The sequence below is a fragment of the Aeromonas sp. R1-1 genome, assembly GCF_040908495.1.
GTDB lineage: Bacteria > Pseudomonadota > Gammaproteobacteria > Enterobacterales > Aeromonadaceae > Aeromonas > Aeromonas veronii.
Map to the genome: position 1 here is coordinate 1 of NZ_JBFODV010000275.1, position 24,334 is coordinate 24,334.

Consider the following 24,334-nt stretch of genomic DNA (forward strand, 5'->3'; position numbering starts at 1 on the left):
CTGATCCCATGCCGAACTCAGAAGTGAAACGCGGTAGCGCCGATGGTAGTGTGGCATTCGCCATGCGAGAGTAGGACACTGCCAGGCACCCAATTAAACGGTGATGTGAAGAATCACGTCACTGGCTGCGAGGATGACATCTCATAAGAAGCAGCAGACAATTTAGCGCAAGCTAACCGAATGCGGAGCGGTAGTTCAGTCGGTTAGAATACCGGCCTGTCACGCCGGGGGTCGCGGGTTCGAGTCCCGTCCGCTCCGCCACTAATTTGAAGGCCTTCCCGATTGGGAAGGCCTTTTTGCTATGGGCGGTTTGCTCATAAGAGCCACAGATTTGCACACCAGAGCCAGCACAAGCCCAGTCTGACGACTGGGCTTTGGTGTTTTTAGCGTGTTAAACAGCCAATGGCTCGCTTTTACCTGTCGGAAGGATGGCCAGATAGCAGACTATTCCCACCATCTTCTGGCTATATCAGAGTCTTATCAGTTTCATTTACAGCTATTTGAATGACTCTACAGGTGGTCAAATCAGGCTTCTGTCGCTTGCTGGCTACAGAGCAGTTCCATATTGACTACCCCCTCTTCCATTTGCACATCGATTTTGAAGCCAAGCCGTTTCGCGAGGTTGACCATGCCGCGATTGCTGGGCATGGTCATGCCGGAGAGCTGACCAATCCCTTGCTCTTTGGCGTAGCGGATGATCTTCTCCATCATCAGTTTGCCGAGCCCCAATCCTTTCAGGTCGGAGCGAACCAGAATGGCAAATTCGGCATCGCTGAGATCCGGCGTCGAGATGGCGCGCACTACCCCGAGAATCTGATCTTTACGTTCCCCATCCTGCCCTACGGCGACAAAGGCCATTTCGCGGTCGTAATCGATCTGGGTCATGCGGGCCAACTCTTCGTGACCCAGCTCACCCACGTCGGCGAAGAAGCGTTTGTACCTGTCCTCATCGGAAACCTGCAGCACGAACTGTTTGTGAGCCGGTTCATCTTCCGGGCGAATGGGGCGCAGCAGAACATGACCCTGATCCTTGAGCCAGGCACCCTCCTCCAGTTCGGTAGGATAGGGGCGGATTGCCAGTCGGTTGCTGGTCGGGATGGTAGGGTCACTCAGTGTGAGGCTGGCATCCAGCACTACCATTTCGGCGCCGCACGCTTGCAACGGGTGCAGGTCCAGTTCCTGAATCTCAGGAAAGGCGAGCAATAGCTCGGATAGTTGGCAGAGCACTTGACCGAGGGCATCGATATCCAGTCGTTCCGGTGTGGCCTGTTCGCGGATCTTGCGGCTCTTGAGGGCTCCGATGATCTGGTAACGCGCCAGAGCCTGATTGAGCGGTGGCAAGGCTGCTACCATATCCTGCGGTTCGGCTCCCGATTCACCCAGCAGAATGACGGGGCCAAAGATGGCGTCTTGCTGGATCCGCACCCGCAGCTCGAGGCCGCCGCTGCGGCGAGCCATGCGTTGCACCAGCAAGCCTTCGATGCGGGCGCCCGGATCATGCTGTTTGACCCTGTCCAGAATGGCATCTGCGGCTTGCGCCACTTCGGCCGAGGTGCGCAGATTGAGCACCACGCCGTGTACGGCAGACTTGTGCAGGATATCGGGCGAGCGCAGTTTTACCGCCACTGGATAGCCGATCTGCTCGGCGGTCAGGGTCGCCTCGATGGCGTCGGTGACGATCCAGGTTGGCAGGGTCGAAAGACCTGCGGCTTGTAAAATCGGGTGCACCAGATGGGTATCCAATCTTAGCTGTTTGCGCTCCTGTGCTTGGCGGATCAGCTGCTGGCACAGCTCGCCATTGAGCTGGTTGCCATGCAGGGATGCCGGGGTTTCCATCAGCTGCTTCTGGTTGCGGCGGTATTCCACCATGTGCATGAAGGCGGCCATGGCGCTTTCCGGTGTGCGGTAGGTCGGGAAGCCCGCTTCGGTAAAGAGTTTGCGCCCCTCCTGCGCCGAGTATTCACCCGCCCAGTTGGTGAGGATGTTGAAACGGCGCGCTCTGGGATGCTGTTTCAGATGGGCGATAAGATGGCTGGCCAGCGGTGCATTCGGTGCTGTGAGCGAGGGTGCGTGGATAATCAGGATGGCGTCGATACCATCCTCCTGCAACACGCTGTCCAACGCCTCCTGATAGGTGGCGATGGTGGCATCGCTGCCGATGTCGAGCGGCGGGCGAGCCAGCTTGCCGCCACGCTCCAGCAGCACATCCACCGCCATATTGGCCAGTCCGCGGCCGTTGGAGATGATGGCAAGCCGCTCCCCCTTGAGGGTCATGGAGTGGCTGAGGGTTTCCACCGCGGCAAACAGTTCGTGGGTATCCCGTACCCGCAGCATGCCAGCACGGCGGATGGCGGCATCATAGACATTGTCGAGACCGTGGGCCGGATCGTGGCGCCCGCTTTTCAGCACCAGGATCGGCTTGTTGCGCGAGGCTGCCCGCGCCGCCGAGAGAAAGTGGCGGGCGTCGTGCAGCTTGTCCATGTAGATCAAGATGGCGCGGGTGACGCTGTCGCGGGAGAGCTGATCCAGCAGCTGGCCGAAGTCGATGTCGCAGTGATCACCCAGGGAGATGAAGGCGGAGAAGCCCAGCTCATGCTGCTTGGCCCAATCCAGAATGGTGGTGCTGACGGCGGCGGATTGCGACAGAAAGGCGACCTGTCCCGGCTTGGCGGCAATGGGTGAAAAGCTGGCGTTGATCCCCTGGCCGGGCAGCAGCATCCCCATGCTGTTGGGGCCGAGCAGGCGAATGCCGTATTGCTGGCAGACCCGTTTCAGCTCCAGCCGCTCCTCGGGGGAAAAGTCGGCGGCCAGTATGATGGCTGCGCCCGTACCCTTTTGGCCGAGCGCTTCCAGCAACGGCAAGACCCGCTCCCGCCTGGTGCAGATGATGGCGAGATCCGGGGTCAGCGGCAGGCTGGCAATATCGGGATAGGCCAGCACGCCGGCGATGGACTTGTTGCGCGGGGTGACAGGGAGGATGGGCCCTTTGAACTGGCCCGCCAGCAGGTGGCGCACGATCACATGACCCGCCTTGAGCGGGTCGGTCGAGGCGCCGATCACGGCGATTGAGTGGGGTTTGAACAGCCGATCCAGACCGCTTGCTTTCATGGGCACTCCCGTCGAAAGGGGGAAGATACCAGTCTAATACGCCTTTGCTGCGGGTTCTGTGACCGGATCCTGATCACCGTTTGTTCAGGGCATTGGCACGCAGATAGAAGCGCAGTTCGCCCTGCACCCGGCGAATGGCGCCGAGGTGGCGTTCTTGCAGATAGATATCCTGCTCCCGGTCCAGCGCCGTGCTGGGCACGCCCATGCTCTGCAGATACTCGTCAAACAGGGTTGAACCCTTGATCTCTACCAAATGCTGTTTCATGGCTCTCCTCCCTGCGCCTTGGCGTTTGTTGATGAACGCCCAGTCTGCGATGACCTGCCGGGTTTGCCTATTGTCACTTTTGACACGAGATTTGACACGAGAGCGCTCACACATCTTTCAGAGAGGGCGCCGTTGAGGCGCTGGCTGACGTTATAGTATGGCGAGGAGCATGAGGCACGGATGGTGCGCAGGATGATCAGAGTCTGGTGGTGGTGCATAGCACTGTGGACGGTTGGCGCAACGGCAACCGAGCAGCCTATCCGCGCTTGGAATCTGTTGCTGGATCACCCCAACCCCGCCGTCGTCCAGTTGTTGCGCCTCTCCCTCGACCTCACCGTGCCCGAATATGGCCCCTACCAGTTGGTTTCCAGCCCGCAAATGGAGCAGGGGCGGGCGGTGAAGGAGCTGCGCAGCGGCGAGCTGGTTCAGGTCGGTGTTTTTGCCCCCGATGGTGAGCGAGAACGGGAGTTGCTGGCAATCCACATTCCGCTGGCCAAGGGGCTGCTGGGATGGCGGGTGTGTCTGGTTCGGCAGGGGGATGAGGGGCGTTTTGCCGCGATTGGGTCGTTGGCGGACTGGCATCGCGCCGGGCTCTCCATCGGTCAGCACAGATCCTGGCCAGACACCCAGTTGCTGCGGGCTAACGGCCTCAAGGTGACGGTGGGCAATCTTTATGAGGCGCTCTTCAACATGCTGCGCAAGAAGCGTTTTGATTGCTTTCTGCGTTCGGTCATCGAGGTCGAGGATGAGCTAAGGCAGCATCCGGATCTCGCCATCGAGCCCCGTCTGGTGTTTCGCTATCCGCTGGCGCTGCTCTTCTTTGTCTCGCCAAAATATCCGGAGCTGGCCCAGCGCATCAAGCTTGGCCTGCTGCGGGCGCGGCAGTCTGGTGCTTTTGACCGGGTCTTTGAAGAGGGATTTGGCAGCACCATTCGGCGGTTGAAGCTGGATGAACGGGTGCGCCTCGAGCTGCACAACCCCGACTTGCCGCTGCCCAGCCGCATCATGATGGCCGATCCGGCCCTTATCTATAATCCGGTGTCAGCGCAGTGAGCCCTGATTCTGCGCAGTATCCCAGAAGGCGCGGATCAGCGGCTCTTCCAGTCGCTTCTTGAGCACCCCGATCCCCACATCAAATGGCTTGAAGGCGGGTTTGAGGTCGATGATCCGCACCTTGTCACCGAGCGGGCTATGGTCGATTACCGCCGCTGGCACCAATCCTACGCCACAGCCGAGCGCCACCATGGCGACGATTCCCTCGTTACCCGCCACTTCGGCATAGATGTTGGGCGCTATCCCCTTGTTGCGAAACCACTGATCGCTGCGTTTGCGGGCCAGCCCCTGCTCGGAGAGGATGACTGGCAACTGCTCCCAATCAGGTTCTCCCTGACGGAACCACTGGTTCAGCTGGGGGGCATTGCGCGGCGCGATAAAGACCAGCGGTACCAGCTGCAGGCTGGCGAACTCCAGCTTGGCGGGCAGAGCATCGGGGCGGGCGGCGATGGCGAGATCGGCCTCATCGGCCAGGATCTTGTCCACCGCCAGCGCCGGGTCGCCGGTCTCCAGCTTGATCTCCAGCTGGGGGTAGCGGCGGCGAAAGCGCTCCAGCACCTCGGGCAGCAGAAAGTAACTGGCAGTGACCGAGCAGAATACCCGCAGCCGCCCTTGTAGCGGTTCATCGCTGCGTTTGAGCTCCTGCTTGAGCTGACGCCACTCCTGCAACAGGCCGCCGCCGAATTCGCGCAGCTTCTCGCCGGCGGGGGTGAGCCGTACCGAGCGGTTGTCCCGCTCGAACAGGATGCAGCCTGTCTCCTGCTCCAGCCGCTGGATGGCACGGCTCAGGGTGGAAGGGCTGACCGCCATGGCATCGGCGCTTTTGCCGAAATGAAGGGAGTCGGCGAGGTGGAGAAACAGCTCGAGATTGCGAAGGTCCATCTTTCAGCTCCTGGCGCGGCTTGTGTGCCCGATATCCAGCGGTTGGCGGCTTGTTTCTGCCATCTCGCGGTACATTCAGCAGGCAATTATGAAGAGTGAGCGTTTCAGTTATTGCAACGTACTGTTTCGAATATATCAGTTCAGGCAATAAGTGTCCCGCGCTATAGTGGTTCAGACAACGCCGCTACCCGGCATGGAATCAATCGAACGGAGCAATCACCATGGCTAACTATTTCAACACCTTGAACCTGCGTCAGCAGTTGGCCCAGCTGGGCAAGTGTCGTTTCATGCAGCGCGAAGAGTTCGCGGACGGCTGCAACGTGCTGAAGGGCAAGAAGGTGGTGATTGTGGGCTGTGGTGCCCAGGGTCTGAACCAGGGTCTGAACATGCGCGACTCCGGGCTGGATATCTCCTACGCCCTGCGCAAGGCCGCCATCACCGAGAAGCGCGCCTCCTGGCAGAAGGCTACCGACAACGGCTTCGCGGTCGGCACCTATGAAGAGCTGATCCCGACCGCCGATCTGGTGCTGAACCTGACTCCGGACAAGCAGCACTCCGACGTCGTGAAAACCGTGATGCCGCTGATGAAGCAGGGCGCCGCATTGGGTTACTCCCACGGTTTCAACGTGGTGGAAGAGGGTCAGCAGATCCGCTCCGACATCACTGTCGTGATGGTTGCGCCCAAGTGCCCGGGCACCGAAGTTCGTGAGGAGTACAAGCGCGGTTTCGGCGTGCCGACCCTGATCGCCGTTCACCCGGAGAACGATCCCAAGGGCGAAGGCATGGCCATCGCCAAGGCGTGGGCCTCTGCCACCGGCGGTGACCGTGCCGGGGTGCTGGAGTCCTCCTTCGTGGCGGAAGTGAAATCTGACCTGATGGGCGAGCAGACCATCCTCTGCGGCATGCTGCAAGCCGGTTCCCTGCTCTGCTACGACAAGCTGGTTGCCGAAGGCACAGACCCGGCCTACGCCGGCAAGCTGATCCAGTTCGGCTGGGAGACCATTACCGAAGCCCTGAAACAGGGTGGCATCAGCCTGATGATGGACCGTCTCTCCAACCCGGCCAAGCTGCGCGCCTTCGAGCTCTCCGAGCAGCTCAAGACCTTGATGCGCCCGCTGTTCGAGAAGCACATGGACGACATTATCGCCGGTGAGTTCTCCCGTGGCATGATGGCCGACTGGGCCGAAGACGATGCCAAGCTGTTCGGTTGGCGCGAAGAGACCGGCAAGTCTGCCTTCGAAAACGCCCCGGCGTTCGCAGGCAAGATTGCCGAGCAGGAGTACTTCGACAATGGCGTGGTGATGGTGGCCATGGTCAAGGCGGGTGTCGAGCTGGCGTTCGAGACCATGGTGGCTTCCGGTATCTACGAGGAGTCTGCCTACTACGAATCCCTGCACGAGCTGCCGCTGATCGCCAACACCGTTGCTCGCAAGCGTCTGTACGAGATGAACGTGGTTATTTCCGACACCGCCGAGTACGGCAACTACCTGTTCGCCAACGCTGCAGTGCCGTTGCTGCGCGAGCACTTCATGCCGACCCTGAAAGCGGGCGATCTGGGTGCCAGCAAGGCGGAAGGGCAGAGCGTCGACAACCTGGCGCTGCTGGCTGCAAATGAGGCGACCCGCAACCACCCGATCGAAAAAATCGGCCAGGTACTGCGTGGTTATATGAAAGACATGAAACGCATCGCCGTTGGCGGTTAAGCCGGCATCGGGCTGGATGATGAAGGGGCGGGGATGACGATCCCCGTCGCCGGTCGGACTGGACACCCGACCGGCCCGCCAGAAAACCCAGCCCGACAGCCATAAATAAAAAAGCCCCGCTCATCGAGCGGGGCTTTTGCATTCAGAAAGGCCCGATAAATCAGGCTTTCCACGCTTTCCAGGTGTTGATCAGACCGTTGGTGGAGCAGTCGTGGCTGGTGACAGCCTCGTTGTTGCCCAGCTCCGGCAGGATCTTGTTGGCCAGCTGTTTGCCCAGCTCCACGCCCCACTGGTCGAAGCTGAAGATGTTCCAGATTGCGCCCTGTACGAAGATCTTGTGCTCGTACATGGCGATCAGGGCACCCAGGGTTTTCGGGGTCAGGCTCTTGAACAGGATGGAGTTGGTCGGGCGGTTGCCTTCGAACACCTTGAACGGCACCAGATCCTTGACCTGCTCCAGGGTTTTGCCTGCAGCCAGGAACTCGGCTTCGACCTCTTCCTTGCTCTTGCCGAAGGCCAGCGCCTCGGTCTGGGCGAAGAAGTTGGCCAGCAGTTTCGGGTGGTGGTCACCGATCGGGTTGTGGCTGATGGCCGGCGCCAGGAAGTCGCAGGGGATCAGCTTGGTGCCCTGGTGGATCAGCTGGTAGAAGGCGTGCTGGCCGTTGGTGCCCGGCTCACCCCAGATGATGGGGCCGGTCTGGTAGTCAACCGGCTTGCCGTTGCGATCCACGTACTTGCCGTTGGATTCCATGTTGCCTTGCTGGAAGTAGGCAGGGAAGCGGTGCATGTACTGGTCGTACGGCAGAATGGCTTCGGACTCGGCACCGTAGAAGTTGTTGTACCACAGGCCAATCAGCGCCAGCAGCACCGGCACGTTCTGCTCATAGGAGGCAGTGGCGAAGTGCATGTCCATTTCGAAGGCGCCTTGCAGCAGGGCTTCGAAGTTCTCGAAACCGACAGACAGGGCGATGGGCATGCCGATGGCAGACCAGGAGGAGTAGCGGCCGCCAACCCAGTCCCAGAACTCGAACATGTTGTTGGTGTCGATGCCGAACTCGGCCACGGCCTTGCCGTTGGTGGAGAGGGCGGCGAAGTGCTTGGCAACGTGGGCCTTGTCACCGGCGATCTTGATGAACCAGTCGCGGGCGGTCAGGGCGTTGGTCATGGTCTCCTGGGTGGTGAAGGTCTTGGAGGCCACCAGGAACAGGGTGGTTTCCGGATCGATCTTCTTCAGGGTCTCGGCGATGTGAGTGCCATCGACGTTGGAGACGAAGTGCATCTGCAGGTGGTTTTTGTAGGGACGCAGTGCCTCGGTGATCATCACCGGGCCGAGATCGGAGCCACCGATACCGATGTTGACCACGTGCTGGATCGCCTTGCCGGAGTAGCCTTTCCACTCGCCGGAGATGATCTTCTCGCAGAAGCCCTTCATCTTGGCCAGTACGGCGTTCACTTCCGGCATCACATCCTTGCCGTCGCTCTCGATGGGGCGGTCGGAGCGGTTGCGCAGGGCCACGTGCAGTACGGAGCGGCCTTCGGTCATGTTGATCTTGTCGCCATTGAACATGGCATCGATCGCGCTGCGAAGATCGGTCTCTTTGGCCAGATCAACCAGCAACTTGAGGGTTTCTTCGGTGATCAGGTTCTTCGAGTAATCAACCAGGATGTCGCCGCCGAAGGTGAGGGAAAACTTGTCAAAGCGCTTCGGGTCCTGCGCAAAGAGATCCTTGAGTCGGGTCTCTTTGTTTGCTGCAAAGTGGGCTTCCAGTGCCTGCCAGGCCTGGGTTTGGGTTGGATTGATATTTTTCATAGGATTCCTGAAATGCCAAGTTGTGTTTGAACCTTGCAGGCAAGGTCCCGCCAAACCTTATTATCCGAGCATTATAGCGAGCCGATCGGGCGGCCCGTGTAACAGATTTTTACCGATTGTCTTTTACCGCAATGGGTCAGTGTCGGGAGCATACAACCAGAACATTGGGATTATGTGTCACGAAAGCAAGGCGGATCTTGCGCTTGCTCATGATTGGGGCCACCCCGATAGCCTGAAATTGTTTTCATCCGGTTGGCGTGGTTATGCACCGACATGGCCATGGGCTGGGGCCAGAAACGACAATGCCAGCCCGAAGGCTGGCATTGTCTGTTGCAGCAGAACCGCGATCATGCCTGCGGTTTTTGCATGTGCATCACCATCTGCGGGAAGGGGATCTCGATGCCTTCGGCATCAAAGGTCAGTTTCACCTTCTCGTGGAAGTCGAACCAGACACCCCAGTAGTCAGCGGTTTTCACCCAGGGACGCACTACGATATTGACCGAGGAGTCGGCCAGCGCGGCAACGGCGATGGTGGCTGCCGGATCTTTCAGGATGCGCGGCTCTTCGCTCACCAGACGCTCGAGGATCTGTTTGGCCTTGCGCAGGTCGGAGCCGTAGCCGATGCCAAAGGTCATATCGACGCGGCGGGTATCCATACGCGAGTAGTTGACGATGGTGCCGTTGAGGATGGCGGAGTTCGGTACTACCACCATCTTGTTGTCACCGGAGGTGAGGGTAGTGGTAAAGAGCTGAACGGACTGCACCACACCCGCGGTGCCCGCCACTTCGATAAACTCGCCCGCCTTGATGGGGCGGAAGATGATTAGCAGGAAGCCGGCAGCGAAGTTGGAGAGCGAGCCTTGCAGCGCCAGACCGATGGCCAGACCGGCGGCACCGATAATGGCGACGAAGGAGGCTGTCTGCACGCCGACACGGCCCAGCGCGGCGATCACCACGAACACCAGAATGGCGTATTTGAGGATGCTGCCGACGAAGTGGGTGACTGTGGTGTCCAGCTTGCGGGCCTGCATCACCTTGACCACGCCACCGCTGATGAGGTTGGCGGCGATATAGCCGACCAGCAGGGTCAGCAGGGCGGCGGCGATATTGACGCCGTATTCGATCAGCAGTCCCTGATTATTGACCAGCCAGGTCTGCGCTTCGGTAATGATTTCGGGTTCCATAGGATGTCCTGTCAGGTTCTAAAAGGTTTATGGTGGATAAATCTAACACCGCAGCGCGACAGTACGGGTCGCATCTGGTACTTCTTTTCTGCCATAAAAACCTGACACAAAAAAGGAGGGAGGCCAAAGCCTCCCTTCTTTTTGCTGAATGATGCGAAAAAACCATCAGCTCTGCAGCAGCTGGCTGCGGATAAATTGCCACTGATCTTCGAAACCGGCGGTCGGCTTGAGCTTGAACTCGGAGCGCACGAACTGGCTGATGCGGCCTTCGGTGTAGGCCAGCAGCAGATTGGCCAGCATAGTCTCGTCGAGCTGGAAGCCCTGACCCTCGCGCAGCCGCTTTTCGCGCAGCACCTGCTTGATCTGGGTCTCCAGCTTGTCGAACAGGATGCTGATGCGATCCCGCAGCCGATCGTGCTCGCCCAGCAGGGCGTCGCCATTGAGGATGCGGGTGATGCCGGGATTGCGCTCGGCGAACACCAGCAGCAGCTGCAGGATATGGTGACAGCGCGCCATGGTGTCCTTCTCTTCCGCCATGATCAGATTGACCCGTGACAGCAGGGAATCCTCGATAAAGTCGATCAGCCCCTCGAACATCCGCGCCTTGCTGGGAAAATGTCGATAGAGGGCTGCTTCAGAGACGCCGACCTCGGCCGCCAGACGGGCCGTGGTGATGCGCTGACCCGGACTGGTTTCCAGCATATGGGCGAGCGCCTGCAGGATCTGATCGCGCCGACTCTGTTTCTGATTACTGCTTGCCATGGATTCCCCTAAAAAAACAATGGCTTGATTCTGTTATTAAGCACCACCCATCGGGCTGGTGTGGTCTGTTATTGGCGACCAGAAGAACCAAAACCGCCTTCACCCCGTTCGCTCTGATTGAACTCATCGACCAGTTGGAAGCTGGCCTGAACTACCGGCATGATCACCAGCTGGGCGATGCGCTCGCCGGGTTGCATGGTGAACTCATCCTTGCCGCGGTTCCAGACCGAGACCATCAGCTGACCCTGGTAATCGGAATCGATGAGACCGACCAGGTTGCCCAGCACGATGCCGTGCTTATGGCCGAGGCCGGAGCGGGGTAGGATGGTGGCACACAGACCCGGATCCTGGATGTGAATGGCCAGACCGGTCGGCACCAAGGTGGTATCGCCCGGAGCCAGAGTCAGCGGCGCATCCAGCAGTGCGCGCAGATCCATGCCGGCAGAGCCCGGTGTTGCGTAGGCGGGCAGCGGGAACTCGGTACCGATACGGGCATCCAGAATCTTCAGTTCAATTTGTGTAGTCATGAATCGCTTTTTCAGTTGGATCTTGTATTGGCGCCCCTCTTGGCAGGCGGGGCGCCGTGAGTCTTGTTCTTTCGGGACGCTCAGTGCCGGTAGTGGTGCGCAATCAGGGCGATCAGGTGACGGGCCAGCGTCAGCTTGTCGGCCAGCGGCAGCGGGGCCTGGCCCCCTTGCCAGAACACGGTCAGGGCGTTGTCATCGGCGTTGAAGCCTTGCCCCTCGCGGGACACATCGTTGGCGGCGATCATGTCCAGCCGCTTACGCTGCAACTTGTCGAGGGCGTATTGTTCCACATCCACGGTTTCGGCGGCAAATCCGACGGTGAAGGGTTTGTCTGAAAGGGCACCGACGGCCGCGATGATGTCGGGGTTTTTCACCAGCTTCACCACCATCTGGTCGTTGTCGCCGGTTTTCTTGATCTTCTGGCTGGCCACCTGCTCAGGACGATAGTCGGCCACCGCGGCGCAGCCGATGAAGAGGTCGCACTCGCCCACCCGGCTCATCACCGCCTGATGCATCTGCTCGGCGCTCTCGACATCGATGCGGGTGACTCCAGCAGGTGTAGCCAGTGTCACCGGGCCGCTCACCAGCGTCACTTCGGCACCCGCCTCATGGGCGGCGCGGGCGATGGCGTAGCCCATCTTGCCGGAGCTGTGGTTGCTGATGTAGCGCACCGGATCGAGCGCCTCGCGGGTCGGGCCGGCGGTCAGCAGTAGCTTGACACCCGCCAACAACGGCTCGGCGGCCAGCTGCTGGCAGCAGCGCTCCACCAGTTCGAGGGGGTCCAACATCCGCCCCGGGCCTACATCGCCACAGGCCTGGCTGCCGGCATCCGGCCCCCACAGCAGAATGCCGCGGCTGGCCAGGGTCTTGAGGTTAGCTTGGGTCGCGGCGTTGAGATACATCTGCTGGTTCATGGCGGGTGCCAGCGCGATGGGCGCCGGAGTGGCCAGACAGAGGGTGGTCAGCAGTTCATCGGCCATGCCTGCTGCCATCCGCGCCATCAGGTTGGCACTGGCGGGGGCGATCAGTACCAGATCGGCCCACTTGGCCAGCTCGATATGGCCCATGCCCGCTTCGGCAGAGGGATCCAGCAGGCTGTAGGCTACCGGATGACCGGAGACCGCCTGCAGGGTCAGCGGGGTGATGAACTCCTTGGCGGAGCGGGTCATCACCACCCGCACTTCGGCGCCCTGATCTTTCAGGCGGCGTACCAGCTCGGCACTCTTGTAGGCGGCGATACCGCCACTGACACCCAACAGGATGCGTTTATCGGCCAATCTCATCTGCTGTTTCTCTATCCGGCTCATTCTGACTGGTCGGCTAAGATACCACAGGCAATGGATGACGACAGGGGTTGGCATCAAGGGGTGTGGTCGGGCGCGCGCAATTTTTTGCTATGTTTTTTCTCAACAGGGATGAGGGAGAGACAAATGAGCATCAAAGAGTGGCCGGAAGATGAACGCCCCAGAGAGAAGCTGCTGCGTCAGGGGCCTGCGGCGCTCTCCGATGCCGAGCTGCTCGCCATCTTTCTGCGCACTGGCGTCAATGGCCTGAGTGCAGTGGATCTTTCACGTAATCTATTGAATCAATTCGGCTCTTTGCGCAGCTTGCTGGGCGCGGATCAACGGGCATTCTGCGAGGCGCACGGCCTTGGCCCGGCCAAATATGCCCAGTTGCAGGCGGTGCTGGAGATGGCCAGACGCCATCTGGCCGAGCAGCTGCAACGGGGTGATGCGCTCACTTCGCCCCAGTTGACCCGGGACTATCTGCAGGCTCAGCTGCGGGATCGGCCCCGCGAGGTGTTTGCCCTGCTGTTGCTCGACAATCAGCACAGAGTCATTCAATTTGTTGAGCTTTTTTTCGGCACCATCGACTCGGCAAGCGTCTGGCCAAGAGAAATCGTGCAGATCGCGCTCAAACATAATGCAGCCGCGGTGATTCTGGCGCATAATCACCCGTCCGGCGTCGCCGAGCCCAGTAGGGCCGACCGCCAGATCACGGGTCGGATCACGGCCGCTTTGGCCCTGATCGATATCAGAGTGCTGGATCACTTGGTGATCGGTGATGGCATCACGGTTTCTTTTGCCGAGCGCGGTTGGCTATAACTGTGCTCTGGCACCGTATTAGTTGATCTTTGATCACGGATGCTGTATAAAATGCCGCCTTCTGTTTGCCCCGCAATCGAAGGCCAGCGGGGCAGATATTTGCTCGAGCAATGAAGTAAGATTTGGAGAGACTGACATGTCTAGAGTATGCCAAGTAACCGGCAAGCGCCCGGCAGTTGGTAACAACCGTTCGCACGCTAACAACGCCACCAAGCGTCGTTTCCTGCCGAACCTGCACACTCACCGTTTCTGGGTTGAGAGTGAAAAACGCTTCGTAAGCCTGCGCGTATCCGCAAAAGGCATGCGTATCATCGACAAGCGTGGCGTTGAAGTGGTTCTGGCTGAACTGCGCGCCAGCGGTGTTAAGGTATAAGGAATTAGATCATGGCTAAAGGTATTCGCGAGAAAATTCGCCTGAACTCCAGCGCCGGTACTGGTCACTTCTATACCACTACCAAAAACAAGCGCACCATGCCCGAAAAAATGGAGATCAAAAAGTTTGATCCCGTTGTTCGTCAGCATGTGATCTACAAGGAAGGCAAAATCAAGTAATTACTTGATGCTGCATTCCCAAAAACCCGGCTTCGTGCCGGGTTTTTTTATGCGCCGAATTCAGTACACTGCCGGTTCAAAGGGAGGCTTGCCATGTTCAAATTGAGCCGCAAAGGCTGGAATAACGTGATCATTGTGGTGGTGCTGCTCGTGATCACCCTGTTGCATCGTATGGAGACTGCCCAGCAGGAGAACAGCGCCAAGCGGGCTCGCTCCTTGCTGCCGGATGCGTCTGTGGTGCTCACTTGGCAGGGACCGAGCTGGCAGATTGAGCGGATCGGTCAGGGCTGGCGCAGCATGCCGGATCTGGGGCTCGACACAGCGCAGCTGGATGCCCGTCTGGCGCGCTGGCAGAGCTGGTTGCTGCCCCCCGGCGAGGTGGTGCGCGGCACCCCGGTGGCCATCAAGGTGTGGATTGCCGGCCAGAACGATCCGGTCGAGATCGGCCTCTATCAGAACAGCGGCCAATATGGTGCCCAGTTGCCCTCCGGTCTCTGGCTCGCCCTAACTGCCGAACAGTATCGCGATCTGTTGCGTCCTGCCCCCTGAGTTCCTTTTCCTTGCGAGGTGCACATGCCCGAATTGCCAGAAGTTGAAGTCAGTCGTCAGGGGATCTCCCCCTGGCTCACCGGTATCAAGGTGACGCGCGTGGTGGTGCGGGATGGCCGCCTGCGCTGGCCGATCCCCGGTGAAATTCAGGAGCTGGTGGATCTCACCATCCATCGGGTGCGTCGCCGTGCCAAATACCTGCTGCTGGAGACCGATTTCGGCACCGCCATCCTTCATCTGGGGATGTCCGGCAGCCTGCGGGTGCTGGATATCGGCACCCCGGCCGAGAAGCACGACCACGTGGATATCGAGCTGGAGAATGGCAAGCTGCTGCGGCTCAACGATCCGCGCCGCTTCGGCGCCCTGCTTTGGACCCGGGAACCGGCCGAAGCCCATGCGCTGCTCGTCAAGCTGGGGCCAGAGCCGCTCACCGATGCCTTCAGTGCTGATTACCTGCAGGGGCGTGCCAAGGGGCGCAGCACCGCCATCAAACAGTTCCTGATGGACAATCAGGTGGTGGTCGGGGTGGGCAACATCTACGCGAACGAGGCGCTCTATGCTGCCGGCATTCACCCCAAACGGGCGGCGGGCAATATCAGCGCCGAGCGGCTGGGAACCCTGGTGGCCGAGATCAAGCGGGTGTTGGCCGAGGCTATTCGCCAAGGTGGCACCACTCTCAAGGATTTCACCAGTGCCGATGGCAAGCCGGGCTATTTCGTGCAGCAGTTGCAGGTTTACGGTCGTGGCGGTCAGCCCTGTTTCCACTGTCACACCCTGCTGACCGAGACAAGAATGGGCCAGCGCACCACGGTTTTTTGCAGTCATTGCCAGCGCTGAGCGCACTTTTCGCCCCGATCCGGGGGAAGTTGTAACAGCGTATTTCCACTCTGTTGAAGATTTGCACAGCTGTCACTAGTATCCCGACCGTTCAGGCGGTTTGAGAATATAAAAATGACAGTTAAATCAATAGACTGGGAATATTTATCCCGGCAGGAGCGCTATTGCGCAAAATCCATGGCCCGCTTCCTCTACCCCGAGGGATGTGACCGGAAAACCTTCAATCGCGGCAAGTTCGTGCTGCGCAGCCTGCTCTATCGCAAGTCGCTGAGCCGGGTCTTCAACCTGTTTCAGTGCGACTCGCTCAAGGCGCTGCCAGCGGTCTATCCCGAGCTGCTCGACAAGCCGATGCGCCCCTATCGCTTCGCCTGTGCCAGCGCCCGTGAGCGGGCCGAGATGCTGGAAAATCACTACCGTTTGCTGCTGGAGTGCTACCCGCAGCTGATCAATCCCCTCTATCTGGGCGAGGGGATCGAACTTGGGCACTATCCCCAGAGCGGCTGCCGCATTCTGCTGCGCCACGATGGCACCTTCCGCCGCGAGGCCGAGCTGGCGCTCTCTATCGTCAACGGAGAGGGGCTGCGCCTCTACAGCTGCGCCTTTTCGCTGGCGGGCAGCGTGGATCGTTTGATTCTGATGATCGGCTCCATGCAGGGGCCGGAGCCTGCGGTCGACAATGCCCAGGATCGGGTGCGCGAGCTGACCAAAGAGGGGCACGGCCTGCGGCCCAAATCCCTGCTGGTGCAGCTGGTGCTGCAACTGGCGCAGAGCATGGGTGCGGCGGAGGTGCTGGCGGTGCGCAAACGGGCTCACGTGTTTCAGGCCAAGCGCTACAGCAGCAAGCAGAAAGCCAATTTGCAGGCCGATTATGACGAGCTGTGGCAGGAGTTCGACGCCCGGGATGTGGATGCCAACTTCGTCGCTCTGCAAGCCCAGCCGCGCAAGCCGCTGGAGGAGATCGCCTCCAAGAAGCGGGCCATGTACCGGCGCCGCTACGAGTGGCTCGATCTGCTGGTGCAGGAGATGAATGAGCGGTTTGCCCGTCAGTAACCGGCAAGCAGGCTGGCCTCTCCATGCGAGAGAGAAACAACAAGGGCTACCCGCGGGTAGCCCTTGTTCGTTGTTGCCGTCGGGAATGGCCAGTGTGGAAGGGGATCACCCTTTCTGTTTGGCTGCGATGGCCTGGGCCACCACGGGATCGACAAACTGACGAATGTCGCCACCGTGCAGCGCCACCTCTTTCACCAGGGTGGAGGAGATAAAGGAGTTCTCCTCGGCTGGGGTGAGGAAGACGCTCTCCAGCTCCGGCATCAGGCGGCGGTTCATGTTGGCCAGCTGGAACTCGTACTCGAAGTCGGAGACGGCGCGCAGGCCGCGGATCAGCACGTTGGCCTGATGCTCTTTGGCAAAATCGACCAGCAGCCCGGAGAAGCCCACCACCTTGACGTTGGGAAGCGTGCTGGTCACTTGCTGGACAAGCTGGACACGTTCTGCCAGATCGAACAGCGGGCGCTTGCTCGGGCTGTTGGCGACCCCGACCACCACCTCGTCAAACAGCTTGGCGGCGCGGCCGATGAGATCGGCGTGGCCATTGGTAACGGGATCAAATGTCCCGGGATAAATCACCCTGGTAGTCATCTTTGTGGTCCTGCAACCTGGAAATTTGGTCGCATTATAAGGTCGTCGCTTGAGAATAGCAGTGCATCAGGCAAGAATACGCCATCGCGCATCAAGCCTCCTTGCATTGGTGACAGGGAGCAAAGGGATTTTTTATGAAACGTATTCTGGTCGTTCGCAATGACAAGATTGGTGACTTCATGCTGGCGTGGCCTAGCTTCGCCATGCTCAAAGGCTCCATGGAGTGTCATGTGACTGCCCTGGTTCCGGCCTACACGGCGCCGCTGGCCCGGCTCTGCCCCTGGATTGACGAGGTGATCATCGATCCGGGCGTGCGTGCCGACAAGGAGCAACAGCGAGCGCTGCTGGCGCGGATCAAGGCGGCTGCGTTCGACGCGTCCATCTGCCTCTTCTCCAACTCCCGCAACGCCATGCTGGTGTGGAAGGCGCACATCCCTTACCGGCTGGCGCCGGCGACCAAGCTGGCGCAGGTGCTCTACAACCAGCGACTGGTGCAACGCCGCTCCCGTTCCCAGAAGCCGGAGTCCGAGTACAACCTGGAGCTGATCCGCCGCTTCCTGACCGACCATCAGGTCGCCGTGGTGGAGCCCAAGACCCCCTTCCTGCGGTTCGATGACGAGACCCTGCTACAGGTGCGCGAACAGCTGGCGGCCAAGCTCAAGCTCGATGCCAGCCGCCCCTGGCTGATGGTGCATGCCGGTAGCGGCGGTTCGGCCAACAACCTCTCCATCGAGCAGTATGCCCGTATCATCATCAAGCTCAATCAGGCCTGCCCCGAGCTGCAGTGCGTGCTGACCGCAGGCCCGGGCGAGGAGAAGATGGCCGAACAGCTGGCGGCCGAGTTGCTGGCCCACGGTGGCAACGGCTGGATCTATCGCTCCAGCGATGGTCTGCCGATGTTCTGTCAGGTGTTGGCTAACGCCGCCCTGTTCGTTGCAGGCAGTACTGGCCCGCTCCATATCGCCGGCGCGCTCGATGTGCCGACCATCGGTTTCTTCCCGATGCGCCGCTCCGCCACTCCGCTGCGCTGGAAGCCCCTCAACAGCGAAGGGCGTCACCTCGCCTTCAGCCCGCCGGAGGATAGCGACCATCCTGAGGATATGAGCCAGCTCGATCCCAAGACCATGGTGCCGGTGATGGCCCGCTGGGCGGCGCCTTTCTGGCGAAAATAACGTATGCAGCAATGCAAACAGGGCCCCGGGGGGCCCTGTTTCGTATGACGGTTATTCCGGCTGCTGCGGTTGCTGGCGCACCCAGAGGTCGGCGTATTTAACGAAGGTAGAGTGGGCGGAGAGGATCGCCAGCAGCAACCCCTGCTTGCCATCGAGGAAGCCCGCTTTGAGCAGGTACATCTTGAGGAAGCAGCCAACAGCATGGATCAGCCCCTGACTGAGGGAGCCCTTCTTGCCGCGGGCGGTGCGCTGATCGGCCCAGGCACGGGCATAACCGGCGGATTTCACCAGATAGTGCTCCAGATCCCGATAGGTGAAGTGGAGCAGGTCACCATGAATGTTGACGATCTTCATGTTGGCCCGTACTTCCACCTTTTCGTGCACCAGCGCCTCGTTGTAGCTGGTGAGTGCCTTGGGATAGAGGCGCAGCACCCGATCCGGATACCAGCCACTGTGGCGGATAAAGCGGCCAAACACCCAGGAGAGGCGCGGGATCGAGTAGATGGTATCGCTGGCCGGATTGGCCATCACGTTGGCGATGGCGGTTTTCAGCTCGGGAGTGAGCCGCTCGTCGGCATCCAGCCACAGCACCCAGTCGGACTGCACGTGGGACTGGGCCAGTCGGCGCTGTTTGCCAAAGCCCGGCCACTTGGCATTGACGAAGAAGCGGGCGCCAAACTCGGCGGCAATGGCCGGGGTCTCGTCCTGACTGCCTGAGTCCAGAATGACGATCTCGTCCACCAGTCCGTCGAGGGAGGCGAGGCACTTGCGCAGGTTGTCGGCTTCATTCTTGACGATCAGAACGGCAGCCAGAGTCGGTTTTTTCACGAATGTGGGCTCACGGTTATTGCCCGGCTGGCGGGACATGCTCGAATTGGCGCCCATTCTAGCCTAAAAGCGTGGCCGGGGCATGACCCGGGTGGCGGCTGGCCGAGGCGACTACCAAGGATCTTCTGTTATTTATCCGACCATTCTTGGGGCATAATCTCGCCCAGTGATGATTAACCGCCGGGCCAGACCCGAGAGAAGACGCGTAATGAAAATATTGGTGATCGGCCCCTCCTGGGTCGGCGACATGGTGATGTCCCAGAGTCTCTACAAGGCGATCAAGGCCAACCATCCCGAGTGCGAGTTGCACGTGATGGCCCCCGCCTGGTGCTGCGCCCTGCTGGAGCGGATGCCGGAGGTGGACAAGGCGATCACCATGCCCCTCGGCCACGGTGACTTCAAGCTGGTGGCGCGCCGCCGCCTCGGCAAACAACTGGCGGCCGAGAAGTACGATCAGGCCATCGTTCAACCCAACTCCATGAAGTCGGCGCTGATCCCCTGGTTTGCCCGCATTCCGGTGCGTACCGGCTGGAAAGGGGAGCACCGCTTCGGCCTGCTCAACGATATGCGCAGCAACAAGTCCGCTTTCCCGCTGATGGTAGAGGGCTATCTGGCGCTCGCTTATCCCAAGGAGCAGATGAAGAGCCGGGCCGATATTCCGACCATTCCCCACCCCTCTCTCCACGTCGATCTGGTCAACCAGAGCAAGGCTCTGGAGCGACTGGGGCTGGATCGCGCCCGCCCGGTGCTGGTGCTCTGTCCCGGTGCCGAGTTTGGCCCGGCCAAGCGCTGGCCGGAGGGGCACTACGCCGTGGTGGCTCAGCAGCATCTGGACGAAGGGTGGCAGGTGTGGATCTTCGGCTCCAACAAGGATGTACCGGTAGCCAATACCATCCGGGAGCGGGTCAACCTGCTGACTCGCCCCAACTGCCACGTGCTGGCGGGCAAGACCAGCCTGCACGAGGCGATCGATCTGATGGCGCTGGCCAGCCGGGTCATCTCCAACGACTCCGGCCTGATGCACATCGCCGCCGCTCTCAACCGGCCGCTGGTGGGCGTCTATGGCTCCACCTCGCCGCTCTACACCCCGCCGCTGGCGGATCGGGTCGAGATCGTTCACACCGACATCGAGTGCCGCCCCTGCTTCAAGCGCACCTGCAAGTTTGGCCATCTCAAGTGCCTGATCGACCTGGCGCCGGAGCAGGTGGTCGATGCCTGCAAGAAGCTGGAGCAGAGTCAGTAAGATGCCCTACCGTCTGCTCTACAACCTGCTGATCCATCTGGGATTGCCGCTGGCGCTGCTGGCCCTCTACAAGCCGAAGAAAGGCAAGCCCGGCTTTGGCAAGCGCTGGGCCGAGCATCTCGGGCGGCTGCCAGCTACCGGACAGGAGGCGCCGCTCTGGATCCATGCGGTGAGCGTGGGGGAGACGCTGGCCATCACGCCGCTCATTCGCGCCCTCAAAGCGGAGCGGCCCGATCTGCCGATCCTGCTCACCACCACCACCCGCACCGGTGCCGATCAGGCTGCCAAGCTGGGGGATCTGGTGATCCATCGCTACGCGCCGCTCGACTACCCCTGGGCCATTGCCGCCTTTCTCGACACCTTCAAGCCGCGCGCGCTCTGGGTGATGGAGACCGAGCTGTGGCCCAACTGGCTGGCCGCTTGCGAGGCGCGCCACCTGCCGGTGACCATCATCAACGCCCGCCTCTCCGAGCGTTCCTGCCAGCGTTATGCCCGTTTCCACGGCGCCTTCGATGCCCTGAGCCGGCCGCTGACTCATCTGCTCTGTCAGCATCAGGATGACGCAGACCGCTTCGCCCGCCTCGGCATCGATCGTTCGCGGCTGGCGGTGACCGGCTCCATCAAGTTCGATATCCAGTTTGGTGACGAGGTGCAGGCCAAGGGGCGCGCCCTGCGCCAGCAGCTGGGAGCCGAGCGGCCGGTCTGGATCGCCGCCAGCACCCATCTGGGTGAGGACGAGCAGGTGCTGGCCGCCTTCGATCTGCTGCTCAAACGCCATCCCGACGCGCTGCTCATTCTGGTGCCGCGCCACCCCGAGCGGTTCGACCGGGTGGCCGAGCTGTGTGCCCCTTATGGCTGCGTGCGGCGCACTGATGGTGCTTCGGTGAGTGCGGAGGATAAGGTCTATCTCGGCGATACCATGGGCGAGCTGCCGCTGATGCTGGCGGCGGCCGATGTGGCCTTCGTCGGCGGCAGTCTGGTGAAGATCGGCGGTCACAACCTGCTGGAGCCGGCGGCCCTCGGCAAGCCCTGCCTGACCGGTCCCGCCTACTTCAACTTCAGCGACATCACCCGCCAGCTGGTGGCTCAGGGGGGCGCCGCCATCGTGGCCGATGCCGCCGAGCTGGGCGAGCAGGTGAGCCAGCTGTTTGCCGACGGCAACGCCCGCCGCGAGATGGGGGAGCAGGCCCGCGCCGTGGTGCTGCGCAATCAGGGTGCGCTGGCGCGCACTCTCTCGCACTGCCTCACTGCGTTGGAGAACGACTGAACCCATGATGAGCACCGCACTGGCTCTCGATTTTCAACTGCAAAAGCGTCAAAGCAGCTGATCCCCGTTTCACACGTCATCAAAGAGGCAACCATGTTCAAGGCTCTGTTACTGGAAAACCAAGACGGCAAGACTGTTCCGACTCTGACCCGGCTGGCCGAGAGCCAGTTGCCGGAAGGTGAAGTGCGGGTAGCGGTCGCTTACAGCTCCATCAACTACAAGGACGGGCTGGCCATCACCGGCAAGGGCAAGATAGTGCGTCAGTGGCCGCTGGTGCCCGGCATCGACTTCGCCGGTACCGTGCTCGAGTCTGCCGACAGCCGCTATCAGCCCGGCGACAAGGTGGTGCTGACCGGTTGGGGCGTGGGCGAAGGGCACTGGGGCGGTATGGCCGAACAGGCGCGGGTCAAGGGGGACTGGCTGGTGCCATTGCCCGCCGGGCTGGATGAACGGCAGGCCATGTGCATCGGTACCGCCGGTCTCACCGCCATGCTCTGCGTGCTGGCACTGGAAGAGGCGGGTATTACTCCCGCAAGTGGCGAGGTGCTGGTCACCGGTGCGGCAGGCGGTGTGGGGGCCACCTCGGTCGCCCTGCTGGCGGCCCTTGGCTATCAGGTGGCGGCGCTGACCGGTCGTCCCGAAGAGCAGGGCGCCATGCTCACTGCGTTGGGTGCCAGCCGCATCGTGCCGCGCAGCGAACTGCTGGTGCCCGCCAAACCGCTGGAGAAGCAGCTGTGGGCCGGTGCCATCGATACCGTCGGCAGTCAGGTGCTGGCCAAGCTGCTGGCCCAGATGAACTATGGCGGCGCCGTGGCGGCCTGTGGGTTGGCGGGTGGCTTCGATCTGCCGACCAGTGTGATGCCCTTCATCCTGCGCAATGTGCGGCTGCAGGGGGTCGATTCGGTGATGTGCCCGTTTGAACGTCGTCAACTGGCGTGGCAGCGACTGGCACGGGATCTGCCCGCCAGCTTCTTTGAACAGGCGGTTACCGAGATTGGGCTGGAGCAGGTAGTGGAGGCCGCCGAGGCCATCACGCAAGGCCAGATCGCCGGCCGGACTCTGGTCAAACTTTGAGCTCTCTCTGACTGGCGAGCCCGACAATTCCGGATAAAATTGGAGTGCGGGTGAACTATCCAAGGAGAGTGAAGATGGGTGGACACAAGCCGGATTACGACTCCTCTGATGATGATTGGGAGCCGGATTCCTGGGAAGAAGAGCTGGATCAGTGGGAAGATGAAAGCTGGCAGGATGATGACACTTTCGATGACCAGTGAACCACGGCATTGAACGAACAGGCGGGCTTTGGGCCCGCCTGATTTTTTTTGCCGCGCTCACACGGCTGAGCGTTCGTCCTTGGTCAGGGGCGGGGCGCTGGGTAGAATGAACTGCCCAAATGACGCTCAAGGATGACTATGCGACTCACCATCATATTGTTGGCTACCCTGCTGGGTGGCTGTGTTTCCAACGATGATCCCTGCGAGAAGGTGTGGAGTGAGGTGGGGGAGGCGGATGGCAAGCTGGGCTTCACCACCGAGCGGGTCGAGTTCCATCAGGGTCAGTGTGGCAAGAAGGTAGATGCCGAACTGTGGAAGCAGGGACATCAGAAGGGATTGGCATGGTATTGCCGCCCCGAGCACCTCTATCTGGCTGGCCGCTCAGGCGAGGAGTATCGCGGCGTTTGCCCGAATGATACCCAGGCGCGCAGATTGTTCGAACAGGGGCGTCAGGGGTGGACCGATCAATAATGCCCTGACAGGGAGGGGCGTTACTCCTCTTTCAAGCGCAGCGGTTGGCAGAGGTAACCCTTATCATTGGCACTGCGGGCACACTTGCTGCAGACAAACTTGGGTTTGCGGACTATCTTGCGCAACGCCTTGAGATCGGTGGGGATCTCGTGACGGCGCCATTCACACAGGGTTTTGCTGCCCATAACGACTACCTCTACGACTTGACGGTCGTATTGTAATCGATTTTCATTTCGAATAAACCGGCAAAGCTCGCTTATTGGCCGATATGCCAATAAGCGATTGTTTCGGGAGGAATTACTGGTAGAGGAACTTGGTGAAGATAAGCTCGCGCACCGCTTTCTTACCAGTCTCTTTCACCAGTAGTTCATTGACGGTTGTCTCGCACTCCTTGCGCAGCTCTTCTCGGTTGGTCAGGGACTTCACTTGATCGGCATTTTTGCTGCCAATCAGACGGATGATGGCATCACGGATCAGCGGGTCATGCTGCTCCAGCAGCTTGAGATCGGCTTCGTTTTCAGCCATCAGCTCCACCGTGACCCGGATATAACCGAGGGTTTTGCTATCACTCAGGTAGTTGGTGATGATGTCGGGATCGAGCGCGTGGTAGGAGAAACCAGGCTTGGCAGCCCCCTCTGCGCCCTCGGCGGGCGGCTCATCTTCAGCCAGAGCTTGCTGCTGCAGGGCGCCACAGCTCAGTAACAACACCAGCAGAATTTTGAAGATCTTCATATAGATGGCTCATCAGCAAGAGATAACCCATTTTTGATGTTGCCATCGGGGCCGTCAAGCACGGATGTTCTTACATTTCGCTATTGATTTACGGATAATAAACCGGATTTTAACCTGAACACGGAAATCTCTGGATGGTGAAGCTGTGAAGTCCGAGTTGACTGTTCCCCTCACGCCGTTAAGCGGGTGGCTGGCCCCCGAATGTTGCGAATTGCCCGCCAGCTTGCGCCCCTGGCTGCTGGAGCCCGGCTCCATGACCCGGCGGCTGCGTCAGCACAATCGCCACTTTTCGGTGGAGTGGCTGGGCAATCACCCGGTCGCCCTTACTGCCGATGAGCAGTGGCTGGTGGATTCGTCCTCGCCGGCCGGTAC

General features: G+C 60.5%; 27 protein-coding genes and 1 tRNA gene. 16 read left to right on the top strand and 12 right to left on the bottom strand.

Features of this window, described 5'->3' with window-relative positions:
- The first annotated feature begins 184 nt into the window (after positions 1 to 184).
- A tRNA-Asp gene (locus tag AB5Y92_RS18655) sits at positions 185 to 261 on the top strand.
- A gap of 264 nt (positions 262 to 525) precedes the next feature.
- Here the strand turns inward: AB5Y92_RS18655 and AB5Y92_RS18660 are convergent.
- On the bottom strand, positions 526 to 3,108 hold the full coding sequence (locus AB5Y92_RS18660; protein WP_368227361.1) for a GNAT family N-acetyltransferase: 2,583 nt from the start codon (positions 3,106 to 3,108) through the stop codon (positions 526 to 528).
- Positions 3,109 to 3,181: 73 nt separating this feature from the next.
- Positions 3,182 to 3,373, bottom strand: coding sequence for a hypothetical protein (locus AB5Y92_RS18665; protein ID WP_005339486.1), 192 nt, complete (start codon positions 3,371 to 3,373; stop codon positions 3,182 to 3,184).
- Positions 3,374 to 3,565: 192 nt separating this feature from the next.
- On the opposite strand from AB5Y92_RS18665, the gene AB5Y92_RS18670 reads away from it, so the two are divergent.
- On the top strand, positions 3,566 to 4,426 hold the full coding sequence (locus AB5Y92_RS18670) for a hypothetical protein (RefSeq protein ID WP_368227362.1): 861 nt from the start codon (positions 3,566 to 3,568) through the stop codon (positions 4,424 to 4,426).
- Here the strand turns inward: AB5Y92_RS18670 and ilvY are convergent.
- Positions 4,415 to 5,308 (bottom strand): HTH-type transcriptional activator IlvY, encoded by an 894-nt coding sequence (gene ilvY / locus AB5Y92_RS18675; protein WP_005342097.1) that lies wholly within the window; start codon positions 5,306 to 5,308, stop codon positions 4,415 to 4,417. The genes AB5Y92_RS18670 and ilvY overlap by 12 nt on opposite strands.
- Positions 5,309 to 5,529: 221 nt before the next feature.
- On the opposite strand from ilvY, the gene ilvC reads away from it, so the two are divergent.
- Positions 5,530 to 7,011 carry a ketol-acid reductoisomerase gene (ilvC, locus tag AB5Y92_RS18680; protein ID WP_041210772.1) on the top strand — a complete coding sequence of 494 codons (1,482 nt, stop codon included), beginning with the start codon at positions 5,530 to 5,532 and terminating at the stop codon, positions 7,009 to 7,011.
- Positions 7,012 to 7,171: 160 nt separating this feature from the next.
- Here the strand turns inward: ilvC and pgi are convergent, their stop codons facing one another.
- The 5 genes from pgi to coaBC form a co-directional block, all read right to left on the bottom strand.
- Positions 7,172 to 8,821, bottom strand: coding sequence for a glucose-6-phosphate isomerase (pgi, locus tag AB5Y92_RS18685; RefSeq protein ID WP_247823751.1), 1,650 nt, complete (start codon positions 8,819 to 8,821; stop codon positions 7,172 to 7,174).
- Between the two features lie 347 nt (positions 8,822 to 9,168).
- Positions 9,169 to 10,005, bottom strand: a complete 837-nt coding sequence (locus AB5Y92_RS18690) for a mechanosensitive ion channel domain-containing protein (RefSeq protein WP_005339493.1) — start codon at positions 10,003 to 10,005, stop codon at positions 9,169 to 9,171.
- Positions 10,006 to 10,170: 165 nt separating this feature from the next.
- Positions 10,171 to 10,767: a nucleoid occlusion factor SlmA gene (gene slmA / locus AB5Y92_RS18695; protein WP_005339495.1), complete on the bottom strand. Its 597-nt coding sequence runs from the start codon at positions 10,765 to 10,767 to the stop codon at positions 10,171 to 10,173.
- A 68-nt stretch (positions 10,768 to 10,835) separates the two neighbouring features.
- A complete protein-coding gene (gene dut, locus AB5Y92_RS18700) occupies positions 10,836 to 11,294 on the bottom strand; it encodes a dUTP diphosphatase (protein WP_005355985.1) in 459 nt (152 codons plus the stop codon).
- An 80-nt stretch (positions 11,295 to 11,374) separates the two neighbouring features.
- On the bottom strand, positions 11,375 to 12,577 hold the full coding sequence (gene coaBC, locus AB5Y92_RS18705) for a bifunctional phosphopantothenoylcysteine decarboxylase/phosphopantothenate--cysteine ligase CoaBC (protein WP_368227363.1): 1,203 nt from the start codon (positions 12,575 to 12,577) through the stop codon (positions 11,375 to 11,377).
- A gap of 147 nt (positions 12,578 to 12,724) precedes the next feature.
- On the opposite strand from coaBC, the gene radC reads away from it, so the two are divergent.
- The 6 genes from radC (at position 12,725) to AB5Y92_RS18735 (ending at position 16,387) form a co-directional block, all read left to right on the top strand.
- On the top strand, positions 12,725 to 13,399 hold the full coding sequence (gene radC / locus AB5Y92_RS18710) for a DNA repair protein RadC (protein ID WP_368227364.1): 675 nt from the start codon (positions 12,725 to 12,727) through the stop codon (positions 13,397 to 13,399).
- Between the two features lie 136 nt (positions 13,400 to 13,535).
- Complete coding sequence (gene rpmB / locus AB5Y92_RS18715; RefSeq protein ID WP_005307492.1) at positions 13,536 to 13,772, top strand: 50S ribosomal protein L28; 237 nt, start codon at positions 13,536 to 13,538, stop codon at positions 13,770 to 13,772.
- An 11-nt stretch (positions 13,773 to 13,783) separates the two neighbouring features.
- Positions 13,784 to 13,951 carry a 50S ribosomal protein L33 gene (gene rpmG, locus AB5Y92_RS18720; RefSeq protein ID WP_005307500.1) on the top strand — a complete coding sequence of 56 codons (168 nt, stop codon included), beginning with the start codon at positions 13,784 to 13,786 and terminating at the stop codon, positions 13,949 to 13,951.
- A 93-nt stretch (positions 13,952 to 14,044) separates the two neighbouring features.
- Positions 14,045 to 14,500, top strand: coding sequence for a hypothetical protein (locus tag AB5Y92_RS18725; RefSeq protein WP_368227365.1), 456 nt, complete (start codon positions 14,045 to 14,047; stop codon positions 14,498 to 14,500).
- Positions 14,501 to 14,524: 24 nt separating this feature from the next.
- Positions 14,525 to 15,337 (top strand): bifunctional DNA-formamidopyrimidine glycosylase/DNA-(apurinic or apyrimidinic site) lyase, encoded by an 813-nt coding sequence (gene mutM, locus AB5Y92_RS18730; RefSeq protein ID WP_368227366.1) that lies wholly within the window; start codon positions 14,525 to 14,527, stop codon positions 15,335 to 15,337.
- Positions 15,338 to 15,451: 114 nt separating this feature from the next.
- Positions 15,452 to 16,387 (top strand): VirK/YbjX family protein, encoded by a 936-nt coding sequence (locus tag AB5Y92_RS18735; protein WP_368227367.1) that lies wholly within the window; start codon positions 15,452 to 15,454, stop codon positions 16,385 to 16,387.
- A 105-nt stretch (positions 16,388 to 16,492) separates the two neighbouring features.
- Here the strand turns inward: AB5Y92_RS18735 and coaD are convergent, their stop codons facing one another.
- Positions 16,493 to 16,975, bottom strand: coding sequence for a pantetheine-phosphate adenylyltransferase (gene coaD / locus AB5Y92_RS18740; RefSeq protein WP_040069411.1), 483 nt, complete (start codon positions 16,973 to 16,975; stop codon positions 16,493 to 16,495).
- A 134-nt stretch (positions 16,976 to 17,109) separates the two neighbouring features.
- Between coaD and AB5Y92_RS18745 the strand changes: the two genes are divergently transcribed.
- Entirely contained in the window at positions 17,110 to 18,147 is a 1,038-nt protein-coding gene (locus AB5Y92_RS18745) for a glycosyltransferase family 9 protein (protein ID WP_368227368.1), read from the top strand.
- Between the two features lie 51 nt (positions 18,148 to 18,198).
- Here the strand turns inward: AB5Y92_RS18745 and AB5Y92_RS18750 are convergent, their stop codons facing one another.
- On the bottom strand, positions 18,199 to 18,975 hold the full coding sequence (locus AB5Y92_RS18750) for a glycosyltransferase family 2 protein (protein ID WP_005339515.1): 777 nt from the start codon (positions 18,973 to 18,975) through the stop codon (positions 18,199 to 18,201).
- Positions 18,976 to 19,183: 208 nt separating this feature from the next.
- On the opposite strand from AB5Y92_RS18750, the gene waaF reads away from it, so the two are divergent.
- The 5 genes from waaF to AB5Y92_RS18775 all read left to right on the top strand — a co-directional run bounded on the left by waaF (position 19,184) and on the right by AB5Y92_RS18775 (position 23,230).
- Positions 19,184 to 20,218, top strand: coding sequence for a lipopolysaccharide heptosyltransferase II (waaF, locus tag AB5Y92_RS18755; protein ID WP_368227369.1), 1,035 nt, complete (start codon positions 19,184 to 19,186; stop codon positions 20,216 to 20,218).
- A 1-nt stretch (position 20,219) separates the two neighbouring features.
- Positions 20,220 to 21,485 carry a lipid IV(A) 3-deoxy-D-manno-octulosonic acid transferase gene (waaA, locus tag AB5Y92_RS18760; RefSeq protein WP_368227370.1) on the top strand — a complete coding sequence of 422 codons (1,266 nt, stop codon included), beginning with the start codon at positions 20,220 to 20,222 and terminating at the stop codon, positions 21,483 to 21,485.
- Between the two features lie 93 nt (positions 21,486 to 21,578).
- Complete coding sequence (locus tag AB5Y92_RS18765; RefSeq protein WP_368227371.1) at positions 21,579 to 22,559, top strand: MDR family oxidoreductase; 981 nt, start codon at positions 21,579 to 21,581, stop codon at positions 22,557 to 22,559.
- Positions 22,560 to 22,633: 74 nt separating this feature from the next.
- Positions 22,634 to 22,759 carry a hypothetical protein gene (locus tag AB5Y92_RS18770; protein ID WP_005339521.1) on the top strand — a complete coding sequence of 42 codons (126 nt, stop codon included), beginning with the start codon at positions 22,634 to 22,636 and terminating at the stop codon, positions 22,757 to 22,759.
- 138 nt (positions 22,760 to 22,897) lie between these two features.
- Complete coding sequence (locus tag AB5Y92_RS18775; RefSeq protein WP_368227372.1) at positions 22,898 to 23,230, top strand: DUF2799 domain-containing protein; 333 nt, start codon at positions 22,898 to 22,900, stop codon at positions 23,228 to 23,230.
- 20 nt (positions 23,231 to 23,250) lie between these two features.
- Here the strand turns inward: AB5Y92_RS18775 and AB5Y92_RS18780 are convergent, their stop codons facing one another.
- Positions 23,251 to 23,415 (bottom strand): hypothetical protein, encoded by a 165-nt coding sequence (locus AB5Y92_RS18780; protein ID WP_005339525.1) that lies wholly within the window; start codon positions 23,413 to 23,415, stop codon positions 23,251 to 23,253.
- A gap of 112 nt (positions 23,416 to 23,527) precedes the next feature.
- Positions 23,528 to 23,962 carry a flagellar basal body-associated protein FliL gene (locus AB5Y92_RS18785; RefSeq protein ID WP_005339527.1) on the bottom strand — a complete coding sequence of 145 codons (435 nt, stop codon included), beginning with the start codon at positions 23,960 to 23,962 and terminating at the stop codon, positions 23,528 to 23,530.
- Positions 23,963 to 24,107: 145 nt separating this feature from the next.
- On the opposite strand from AB5Y92_RS18785, the gene AB5Y92_RS18790 reads away from it, so the two are divergent.
- The coding region (locus tag AB5Y92_RS18790; protein ID WP_368227373.1) for a chorismate lyase at positions 24,108 to 24,334 on the top strand (227 nt) is incomplete at its 3' end.

Bases quoted from the DNA above. Each gene is read 5' to 3' on its own strand.
- waaA (WP_368227370.1), top strand. From the start codon at position 20,220: ATGCCCTACCGTCTGCTCTACAACCTGCTGATCCATCTGGGATTGCCG.
- AB5Y92_RS18765 (WP_368227371.1), top strand. From the start codon at position 21,579: ATGTTCAAGGCTCTGTTACTGGAAAACCAAGACGGCAAGACTGTTCCG.
- AB5Y92_RS18690 (WP_005339493.1), bottom strand. From the start codon at position 10,005: ATGGAACCCGAAATCATTACCGAAGCGCAGACCTGGCTGGTCAATAAT.
- rpmG (WP_005307500.1), top strand. From the start codon at position 13,784: ATGGCTAAAGGTATTCGCGAGAAAATTCGCCTGAACTCCAGCGCCGGT.
- AB5Y92_RS18665 (WP_005339486.1), bottom strand. From the start codon at position 3,373: ATGAAACAGCATTTGGTAGAGATCAAGGGTTCAACCCTGTTTGACGAG.
- coaD (WP_040069411.1), bottom strand. From the start codon at position 16,975: ATGACTACCAGGGTGATTTATCCCGGGACATTTGATCCCGTTACCAAT.
- pgi (WP_247823751.1), bottom strand. From the start codon at position 8,821: ATGAAAAATATCAATCCAACCCAAACCCAGGCCTGGCAGGCACTGGAA.
- AB5Y92_RS18770 (WP_005339521.1), top strand. From the start codon at position 22,634: ATGGGTGGACACAAGCCGGATTACGACTCCTCTGATGATGATTGGGAG.
- waaF (WP_368227369.1), top strand. From the start codon at position 19,184: ATGAAAATATTGGTGATCGGCCCCTCCTGGGTCGGCGACATGGTGATG.
- mutM (WP_368227366.1), top strand. From the start codon at position 14,525: ATGCCCGAATTGCCAGAAGTTGAAGTCAGTCGTCAGGGGATCTCCCCC.
- dut (WP_005355985.1), bottom strand. From the start codon at position 11,294: ATGACTACACAAATTGAACTGAAGATTCTGGATGCCCGTATCGGTACC.
- AB5Y92_RS18745 (WP_368227368.1), top strand. From the start codon at position 17,110: ATGAAACGTATTCTGGTCGTTCGCAATGACAAGATTGGTGACTTCATG.
- AB5Y92_RS18775 (WP_368227372.1), top strand. From the start codon at position 22,898: ATGCGACTCACCATCATATTGTTGGCTACCCTGCTGGGTGGCTGTGTT.
- coaBC (WP_368227363.1), bottom strand. From the start codon at position 12,577: ATGAGATTGGCCGATAAACGCATCCTGTTGGGTGTCAGTGGCGGTATC.
- AB5Y92_RS18670 (WP_368227362.1), top strand. From the start codon at position 3,566: ATGATCAGAGTCTGGTGGTGGTGCATAGCACTGTGGACGGTTGGCGCA.
- slmA (WP_005339495.1), bottom strand. From the start codon at position 10,767: ATGGCAAGCAGTAATCAGAAACAGAGTCGGCGCGATCAGATCCTGCAG.
- AB5Y92_RS18785 (WP_005339527.1), bottom strand. From the start codon at position 23,962: ATGAAGATCTTCAAAATTCTGCTGGTGTTGTTACTGAGCTGTGGCGCC.
- ilvC (WP_041210772.1), top strand. From the start codon at position 5,530: ATGGCTAACTATTTCAACACCTTGAACCTGCGTCAGCAGTTGGCCCAG.
- AB5Y92_RS18780 (WP_005339525.1), bottom strand. From the start codon at position 23,415: ATGGGCAGCAAAACCCTGTGTGAATGGCGCCGTCACGAGATCCCCACC.
- ilvY (WP_005342097.1), bottom strand. From the start codon at position 5,308: ATGGACCTTCGCAATCTCGAGCTGTTTCTCCACCTCGCCGACTCCCTT.
- AB5Y92_RS18735 (WP_368227367.1), top strand. From the start codon at position 15,452: ATGACAGTTAAATCAATAGACTGGGAATATTTATCCCGGCAGGAGCGC.
- AB5Y92_RS18660 (WP_368227361.1), bottom strand. From the start codon at position 3,108: ATGAAAGCAAGCGGTCTGGATCGGCTGTTCAAACCCCACTCAATCGCC.
- AB5Y92_RS18725 (WP_368227365.1), top strand. From the start codon at position 14,045: ATGTTCAAATTGAGCCGCAAAGGCTGGAATAACGTGATCATTGTGGTG.
- radC (WP_368227364.1), top strand. From the start codon at position 12,725: ATGAGCATCAAAGAGTGGCCGGAAGATGAACGCCCCAGAGAGAAGCTG.
- rpmB (WP_005307492.1), top strand. From the start codon at position 13,536: ATGTCTAGAGTATGCCAAGTAACCGGCAAGCGCCCGGCAGTTGGTAAC.